Below are 6597 nucleotides of genomic sequence, written 5' to 3' on the forward strand. Positions count from 1 at the left end.
GATTTTTATAAATTGATGTTTGATATAATTTTACAACATAAAAATATAGAAATTTTTCAAGATGAGGTACTTGATTTTTCAGAATTAGGCCATCATTGTGTGGTTCAAACTAAAACGAAATCGTTTACCTGCAATCAAATTTTCAATAGCATCTACAATCCGGAATTTGTAAAATCGCAAACTAAATTTCCTTTAGTGCAACAACATTTTATTGGTTGGTTTATTAAAAGCAAGGAAGCTGTTTTTACTGAAGATTGCCCGACTTTTATGGATTTTTCAGTAGCACAAAAAGGAAATACGCGCTTTATGTATATTTTACCGACTTCATCAACTGAAGCATTATTAGAATATACGTTGTTTTCTAAAGATTTACTTTCAAAAGAAGCCTACGAAGCTGAAATTGAAATCTACATTAAAAAATTAGGCATCACCGAATATGAAATTTTAGAAAAAGAACAAGGTAACATTCCAATGACGTGTTTCCCATTTTGGAAAAACAACAGCAAAAATATTATAAATATAGGTTCTGCTGGAGGGTGGAGCAAAGCCAGCACAGGGTATACGTTTAAAAATTCGGTAAAAAAATCAAAAAAATTGGTTCAGTTTTTAAAGACCGAAAGCGATTTTACAAAATTTCATAAAATCAACAAATTTTGGTTTTACGATTTGTTATTAATTGACATTTTGTATCAAACCAATCAATATGGAAGCGCCATTTTTTCGAGTATGTTTAAAACTGGAAAAGCACCTTTAATTTTCAAATTCTTAGATGAAGAAACTTCTTTTTGGGAAGATTTACAAGTCATTTGGATGTGTCCGAAAGGGTTGTTTATTAAAGCTTTATTGAAAAGAATTTTTTAATTATTCTTCAGAAAACTTCTTGTTTACCAATTTTATATTCGTGTAAAACTGATTTACATCTGTAAAAATAACGCCTTTTTCATCAAATCGTTTAAAGATAAAATCGCGTAATTTTTCTTCGATACTTAACGATTTCAAGACCATTTTATTTTTCACAATTTCAAAATTCATAGCTACTTTTTCCCTTTGATATATCCAATTTGAAGTAAATTTATGATTTTTACCTATGCTTTCTTCACTAGTATAAAAAAACGGATAAGGTTGTTCCGTCTCATAATTCATTTCTAATAAATTGTAATTTTTATCCACAATAAAATTTCCTTTATAAAAGCCTTTTGATTCAAAAGTCACCAATAACTCATCATTATCTAACCATTCTCTGGTAAATTCATATCCATTTGGATGAATAAAAAAGTCCAATTCGGCAGTGGTTAAATTTTTACGAATCGGAAAACCCGAAAGCCATCCAATTGGCGATTCATCTGAAGTATATGCTTTAAAAATTTCTTTAAAATTAGTAAACCAATTGTCTTTATTTTCAATCACATTCTTTTTAGAAAAGGTATTGTTAAAATTTGTGATTTTTATAATTTGCTCTTCGTTTCTGTTAATAATTGTATCTGAGTTTTTTAAATTTATTTGACGCAAATCGAAAACAAAACTCGTAGTATCTGTTTTTTTTAGTAATTGCTTGTTTACTCTTTTTAAAATAGTTGCAATTTTTGGTTTGCTTTTAATATGTACCAATTCAATTTCTGCATCTTTTAATTCTTGTGCAAAATTAAATGTGAAAATACTTAAAAAAAATAAAATATAATATTTCATACTTCAATATATTATTACAAATATAGCATACAATTTTATAGATTTGGTTTAATTTATTGCACGATAACAAATCTTTATGAAAAGTTTATATGTGTAGAAGTAAAAACTTTGTAAATTTGTACATTATAAACGATAATTAAAAAAACAAAATATGTATCCAGAAGAAATGGTAAAACCGATGCGTGCAGAATTATCTGATGCAGGTTTTCAAGATTTATATTCCGCTGAAACTGTTGAACAAGCTATCAGTCAAACAGGAACAACTTTAGTAGTTGTAAATTCAGTTTGTGGTTGTGCAGCAAGAAATGCTCGTCCAGGTGCAAAAATGAGTTTAGAAAACGCAAAAAAACCAAGTAATTTAGTAACCGTTTTTGCGGGAGTTGACAAAGAAGCCGTTGACAAAGCAAGAGAACACATGTTCCCTTTTCCACCTTCTTCGCCATGTATGGCGTTATTTAAAGACGGTGAATTGGTGCATATGCTAGAGCGCCATCATATTGAAGGTCGTCCTGCAGAACTAATCGCAGAAAACTTAAAAGACGCCTTCAACGAATATTGCTAATACTATGCAAGCATACTATAAAAACCACCTTATTGGTGGTTTTTTTTATTTATAACTCGTACCTTTGAAAACGTTAAAACAAAAACAAGGTATGCAAAAAATTATTTCGTATCCATTATCGGTACTTTATGCGATAGTTTTTTTATTTTGGTTGCTCATTTTTCATCCTATTCAATTGGTTTGTTACCATATATTTGGCTACAATGCGCATAGAATGTCTGTAGCGGTTCTAAACTTTTTTTTATTAAGAACAGCTCATATTTTAGGCACAACGTATTCCTTATCTGGAAGAGAAAATTTACCAAAAAACAAACCTTTAATTTTAGTTTGCAATCATCAAAGTATGCACGATATTATTCCAATTATTTGGTTTTTAAGACATGTGCATCCGAAATTTATTAGTAAAAAAGAGCTTGGCAAAGGCATTCCAAGTGTTTCTTTAAATCTAAGAATTGGAGGTTCTGCATTAATAGATAGAAAAGACGGAAAACAAGCTTTAGCAGAAATAAAAAAAGCCGGAGAATACATCAATACAACAAATCGGTCGATGGTTATTTTTCCAGAAGGAACAAGAAGTAAAACAGGAGTTCCAAAAGAATTTGCAACAAACGGATTAAAAATGTTATACAAATTTGCACCAGACGCCTATTTTGTTCCAATTAGTATAAATAATTCATGGAAAATGAACAGGTTTGGACAATTTCCTTTAGGATTAGGCACAAAAATAACATTTCAAATTCATGAACCTTTAAAAATTTCTGATTATACTTTCGACGAAATTTTTGAAAAAACTGAAAAAACTATAAAAAAACATATAAATTAATAATCATGTCAATACAAAATATACGACTTGAAGTCATGCAATTATTGGAAAGAAAAGTAGATTCTTTTATGGATGAATTTTTAATTCCAGTAGAAAAAATTTGGCAACCAACCGATTTGTTACCAGATTCTAACAATGAAAATTTCTTAGAAGAAGTTAAAGAATTGAGAGAAATTTCAAAAGATTTACCTTATGATTTTTGGGTTACTTTAGTTGGAGATACTATTACAGAAGAAGCATTGCCAACCTACGAATCTTGGTTAATGGATGTGGAAGGTGTGGACAACGTGGAAAGAAATGGATGGAGCAAATGGGTACGCCATTGGACAGGTGAGGAAAACCGTCATGGCGATGTTTTAAACAAATATTTATATCTTTCTGGGAGAGTAAATATGCGTGAAATAGAACAAACTACACAACATTTAATTAATGATGGTTTTGATATTGGAACCGGAAGAGATCCATATAAAAATTTCGTATATACAAGTTTTCAAGAATTAGCCACTTTTGTTTCACACAACAGAGTAGCACTAATTGCTAAAAAATACGGGGAAAAAAAATTATTCAAAATGTGTAATTTAATTGCTGGCGATGAAATGCGTCATCATTTAGCCTATAGCGAATTCGTAAATCAAATATTTAAAGTAGATCCTAGCGAAATGATGCTGGCGTTTCAATACATGATGAAACAAAAAATTACCATGCCTGCCGTTTTCTTACGTGAATCTGGAGAGAAAATTGGTAGTGCTTTTGAAGCGTTTTCAGATTCAGCACAAAGAATTGGCGTATATACCGCAGCCGATTATGTTGAAATTTTAGAAAAACTAAACGTAAAATGGGACATTGCAAATATGAACGGACTTACCGCTGAAGCAGAAAAAGCAAGAGATTATCTTATGAAATTACCAGAAAGAATGAAGAAAATTTCTGAAAGACTAATCATTCCCGAACAAGGTCAAATTTTTAAATGGGTAGAACCCGCATTAATTAGATAATTTTATAAATTCCAAAAATATAAATTCCAAATTCCAAAAGAGTTTGGAATTTTTTATCATTACTAAAATGTCAGTACTAGAAAATACAAAAAACTTCGTAAAAAAGCAACTAGAAAATGCGGAAAGTGGTCATGATTGGTTTCATATAGAGCGTGTTTATAAAAATGCTTTACTAATTGCAAATGATGAAACTTGCAATTTAGAGGTAATTCAATTAGCAGCTTTATTGCACGATATTGCCGATAGTAAATTTCACGATGGCGACGAATCTATAGGTCCGAAAACAGCTCGTGATTTTTTAACAAAAGAAAATGTTTCGGAAGAAACTATTTCTCACGTGGTGGCTATAATTGAAAATATTTCATTTAAAGGTGGTAATTTCGAAAAAAACTTCAGTTCTAAAGAGTTGGAAATTGTGCAAGACGCCGACAGACTAGATGCGATTGGAGCCATTGGAATTGCAAGAACCTTTAATTATGGTGGTTTTAAAAACAGAGAAATATATAATCCAGAAATCGTTCCGAATTTGTCGCTTTCAAAAGAAGCATATAAAAATTCAACTGCACCTACAATTAATCATTTTTACGAAAAATTATTGCTGTTAAAAGATAAAATGAATACGGAAACAGGTAAAAATTTGGCTCAAAAAAGACATGATTTTATGGAAACGTTTTTAGAACAGTTTTATAATGAATGGAACGGAATTGTTTAGTATTCAGTGTTCAGATTTTAGTGTTCAGTTATAAGTATAAAAAAAGCAGTTTTCATATCTGAAAACTGCTTTTTTATTTTAAATATTCTGTTTACTAATTACTGCAAACTGAACACTTATTAAACTACACCTTGACCTAACATAGCATCTGCAACTTTTACGAAACCTGCAACATTTGCACCTTTAACGTAATCTACATAACCATTTCCGTCTGAACCATATTTTACACATGCTTCATGGATGTTTTTCATAATTCCTTTTAATCTTTCGTCTACTTCTTCTGAAGTCCAACTTAAACGTAAAGAGTTCTGAGACATTTCTAAACCAGAAGTGGCTACACCACCCGCATTAGATGCTTTTCCTGGCGCAAATAATATTTTTGCATTTTGGAATACGGTTACCGCTTCTGGAGTAGATGGCATATTTGCACCTTCTGCCACACAGAAACATCCGTTTGCAACTAATGTTTTTGCTTCTTCCTCGTTTAATTCATTTTGAGTAGCACATGGTAATGCAATATCACATTTTACTTCCCAAGGACGTTTTCCTTCAACAAATTTTGCTGATGGATATTTTTTAACGTAATCTGAAATTCTTCCGTAATTTACGTTTTTAATTTCCATTACATACGCTAATTTTTCAGCGTCAATTCCAGCTTCGTCATAAATATATCCAGAAGAATCTGACATAGTTACTACTTTACCACCTAATTGAGTTGCTTTTTCAGCAGCATATTGTGCTACGTTTCCAGAACCAGAAACCACAACCGTTTGACCTGCAAAACTTTTACCTTTTGTTTTTAACATACTGTCTGCGAAATACACATCTCCGTAACCTGTTGCTTCCGGACGAATAAGTGAACCTCCAAAAGAAATTCCTTTACCTGTTAATACACCAGTAAATTCATTTCTTAATCTTTTATATTGACCAAACATATAACCTACTTCACGACCTCCAACACCAATATCTCCGGCAGGAACATCCGTATCAGCACCAATATGTTTTGATAATTCTGTCATAAACGCTTGACAAAATCTCATAATTTCTACATCTGATTTTCCTTTTGGATCAAAATCTGCACCACCTTTTCCACCACCCATTGGTAATGTAGTTAATGAGTTTTTGAAAACTTGTTCGAAAGCTAAGAATTTTAAAATACTTAAATTTACCGAAGGATGAAAACGAATTCCTCCTTTATAAGGTCCGATAGCAGAGTTCATTTGAATTCTGAAACCTCTGTTTACTTGAGTAGTTCCTTTGTCGTCTATCCAAGCTATACGGAACATAATTACTCTTTCTGGTTCCACCATTCTTTCCAATAACATTTTGCCTTGGTATTTTGGATTTGCCTCGATAAAAGGAATTACGGTTTCAGCCACTTCTCTTACGGCTTGCATAAATTCTGGTTCGTTTGCATTTCTTTTAGCTACTTCGCCTAAAAATGCTGTAACACTTTGACTCATAATTATATTTTTTTTTGATATTTTTCTACTGCAAATATACACGATAAAAAAAATACTTCGAAGAATTTGATAAAAAAATTAGTGTTTTTTTAAGAAAAAAGAAAACAGCATTGAAAAAAATAAGAAATCATCAAAAAAACAACATTATGTTATCTTTTTAAAATTACAATTTCACTACACTAAAAATATAATTTTTAATCTGAAAAAATATTTTTTTTTCGATTTTGGTATACTAATTGATATTTATTTTATAAATTTACTTCATATATTCAAATTATGGCAAAAAATTACATTTATATCATCCTATTCTTCTTATCATTTAGTTTTGGCGCTGTGGCTCAAGAAAGCAGAAACAG

At 30.8% G+C, this 6597-nt stretch carries 7 protein-coding genes; 5 read left to right on the plus strand and 2 right to left on the minus strand.

The window, feature by feature from the left end; translation table 11 throughout:
- Window positions 1–861 (plus strand): lycopene cyclase family protein (locus KA468_RS10020; protein WP_291242797.1); only part of this gene is annotated, 861 nt, incomplete at its 5' end.
- Here KA468_RS10020 and KA468_RS10025 read toward each other — a convergent pair.
- Window positions 862–1686 carry a hypothetical protein gene (locus tag KA468_RS10025; protein ID WP_291242798.1) on the minus strand — a complete coding sequence of 275 codons (825 nt, stop codon included), beginning with the start codon at window positions 1684–1686 and terminating at the stop codon, window positions 862–864.
- A 151-nt stretch (window positions 1687–1837) separates the two neighbouring features.
- On the opposite strand from KA468_RS10025, the gene KA468_RS10030 reads away from it, so the two are divergent.
- From KA468_RS10030 to KA468_RS10045, 4 genes are all read left to right on the plus strand, one after another.
- The gene (locus KA468_RS10030) at window positions 1838–2248 is read left to right on the plus strand and encodes a BrxA/BrxB family bacilliredoxin (RefSeq protein WP_291242799.1); all 411 of its coding nucleotides are present in this window, start codon (window positions 1838–1840) and stop codon (window positions 2246–2248) included.
- Window positions 2249–2339: 91 nt separating this feature from the next.
- Complete coding sequence (locus KA468_RS10035; protein WP_291242800.1) at window positions 2340–3071, plus strand: 1-acyl-sn-glycerol-3-phosphate acyltransferase; 732 nt, start codon at window positions 2340–2342, stop codon at window positions 3069–3071.
- Between the two features lie 5 nt (window positions 3072–3076).
- Window positions 3077–4066, plus strand: a complete 990-nt coding sequence (locus KA468_RS10040) for an acyl-ACP desaturase (protein ID WP_291242801.1) — start codon at window positions 3077–3079, stop codon at window positions 4064–4066.
- A gap of 67 nt (window positions 4067–4133) precedes the next feature.
- Window positions 4134–4778, plus strand: coding sequence for an HD domain-containing protein (locus KA468_RS10045; RefSeq protein WP_291242802.1), 645 nt, complete (start codon window positions 4134–4136; stop codon window positions 4776–4778).
- A gap of 119 nt (window positions 4779–4897) precedes the next feature.
- Here KA468_RS10045 and gdhA read toward each other — a convergent pair whose 3' ends face one another.
- Complete coding sequence (gene gdhA / locus KA468_RS10050) at window positions 4898–6241, minus strand: NADP-specific glutamate dehydrogenase (protein WP_291242803.1); 1344 nt, start codon at window positions 6239–6241, stop codon at window positions 4898–4900.
- Window positions 6242–6597 lie beyond the last annotated feature (356 nt).

It is taken from the genome of Flavobacterium sp., assembly GCF_017985075.1.
Lineage (GTDB): Bacteria > Bacteroidota > Bacteroidia > Flavobacteriales > Flavobacteriaceae > Flavobacterium.

What these genes read in the sequence shown, in the direction of transcription:
- KA468_RS10045 (WP_291242802.1), top strand. Translation starts at nt 4,134, where the DNA reads ATGTCAGTACTAGAAAATACAAAAAACTTCGTAAAAAAGCAACTAGAA.
- gdhA (WP_291242803.1), bottom strand. Translation starts at nt 6,241, where the DNA reads ATGAGTCAAAGTGTTACAGCATTTTTAGGCGAAGTAGCTAAAAGAAAT.
- KA468_RS10040 (WP_291242801.1), top strand. Translation starts at nt 3,077, where the DNA reads ATGTCAATACAAAATATACGACTTGAAGTCATGCAATTATTGGAAAGA.
- KA468_RS10030 (WP_291242799.1), top strand. Translation starts at nt 1,838, where the DNA reads ATGTATCCAGAAGAAATGGTAAAACCGATGCGTGCAGAATTATCTGAT.
- KA468_RS10035 (WP_291242800.1), top strand. Translation starts at nt 2,340, where the DNA reads ATGCAAAAAATTATTTCGTATCCATTATCGGTACTTTATGCGATAGTT.
- KA468_RS10025 (WP_291242798.1), bottom strand. Translation starts at nt 1,686, where the DNA reads ATGAAATATTATATTTTATTTTTTTTAAGTATTTTCACATTTAATTTT.